General features: G+C 51.2%; 1 protein-coding gene and 1 pseudogene. One reads left to right on the top strand and one right to left on the bottom strand.

Going from position 1 to position 1,754, the window contains the following annotated elements; translation table 11 throughout:
* Positions 1-60: 60 nt before the first annotated feature.
* A pseudogene (locus KO511_RS14010) lies at positions 61-735 on the top strand (transposase); the annotation flags it as partial.
* A gap of 307 nt (positions 736-1,042) precedes the next feature.
* On the opposite strand, the gene KO511_RS14015 reads toward KO511_RS14010, so the two are convergent.
* Positions 1,043-1,663, bottom strand: a complete 621-nt coding sequence (locus KO511_RS14015) for a cysteine hydrolase family protein (protein ID WP_215984056.1) — start codon at positions 1,661-1,663, stop codon at positions 1,043-1,045.
* Positions 1,664-1,754 lie beyond the last annotated feature (91 nt).

Below are 1,754 nucleotides of genomic sequence, written 5' to 3' on the forward strand. Positions count from 1 at the left end.
GGGACGACATGGGAACGAGCTGTTAAATACACTGACGTGACCCATTAATCAGTCACATAATCATCAGCTTACCGCATTCTCAAAGCAGCGGACCTGATTACAGCACCTGACTATGTGGTCATTAAAGCGGCCGAGGAGTTCAAAGACAAAACCACGACCATCAACGAGATGTGGCAAACGGACTTCACCTACTTCAAGATCATTGGCTGGGGCTGGTATTATCTGAGCACGATCCTCGATGATTACAGCCGCTACATCATTGCGTGGAAGCTTTGCACCAACATGCGTACTGAGGACGTGACAGACACGATCGAACTGGCGCTGACGGCGTCTGGTTGCGACCAGGCGGTTGTGCGTCACAAGCCACGCCTGCTCAGCGACAACGGTTCATGCTACATCTCCGGCGATCTGGCCAAGTGGTTGGAGGATCAAAAAATGACGCATGTTCGGGGCGCACCGTTCCCCCCACAAACCCAAGGCAAAATCGAACGCTGGCACCAGACCATGAAGAACCGGGTTCTGCTGGAGAACTACTATCTGCCCGGTGACCTCGAACGCCAGATCGGGGCCTTTGTCGAATACTACAACAACCAGCGCTACCACGAGAGCCTGAACAACGTCACACCAGCCGACGTCTACTTCGGCCGCGACAAAGCCATTCTCAGAGAAAGGGAAAAAATCAAGAAAAACACAATCAAACAACGCCGCTTGCAACATCAGAAACAAGCCGCATAATCAATCACACAAACGAGCCAGAGCCTCCAATACTCAAGCCGCTCTGATGCCCCATTTTATATGACGACGGACAATCTGCCCAAAAACCAAGACACCCCGAGCTTTGTCCAGAACGCTTGCTGTTCGATATGCGGAATGGGACTTGGTTGGTGAAAACCATCAGGGCCAGCGGCCATGTGTGTCGCGCTAACAGGCCTAACACAAGACTGCTTCTGACAAAACGCCACGCACGAAAAAGGTACTTGCAAAAAGGGAGCCATCCACACAGGACAAAGTTGCCGTTCCCGCTTGAAGTATTAATGTCCACTCAAGAAAAGACCACACCCGCTGACAACATCCGCTTTTCAGCAGCTTCCGTTGGTGCCGCTGAGAGAGTTCCGTCCTTCACGACGATGACATCATAGCCTCTGTTTTTAGCAGCCAGCGCCGTCTTATGCACACAATAGTTAAGATCCAAACCAGCGAGACGTAACTTACCGACACCGAGACGCTCCAAAAGGGCATCCAGTTCGCCGGTTTCGAATGCGTCCTGCACACGCTTTACCATAACATGATCAGGAAGTGACGAGAATTGCTCTGCAATTTCGGTTCCTTCACTTCCGACTATCGCCTGTCCTTTCATCGTGAGCCTCGCCACAGTCTTTGTTGAAGGGATCGACCATTCCTGACGGACGGCAATGACAGGGTGGTTTTGGGCCCGCGCAGCTTCAACTTCATCAAGAATGGCGGATGCGGCAGACTCTTTTAAAGCGTCCGAGTATGGACCGCGATCCCAGAAAACTGACTGTAGATCAATCAACAGAAGGGCTGATCCATCGCGTTCCCGTATCGTTTCTCCGATACTGACCGAACCGATGCGCCTAACACCGTTTCCAAGCCAGAGTATAAGGAAAAGGAACACAATACCAAAGATATAGCCGAACATCATTCGTTCTCTCCTGCTCGTTTTTTCAAACTGTCCGTCACTGCGATTACAACCTCAAGCGCGGTAGCAATGTCTTCATTGCTTAGGTTTCCAC

Origin of the sequence: Vibrio hepatarius (assembly GCF_018860525.1) — a bacterium.
In the GTDB taxonomy this organism is placed as follows: Bacteria; Pseudomonadota; Gammaproteobacteria; order Enterobacterales; family Vibrionaceae; genus Vibrio; species Vibrio hepatarius_B.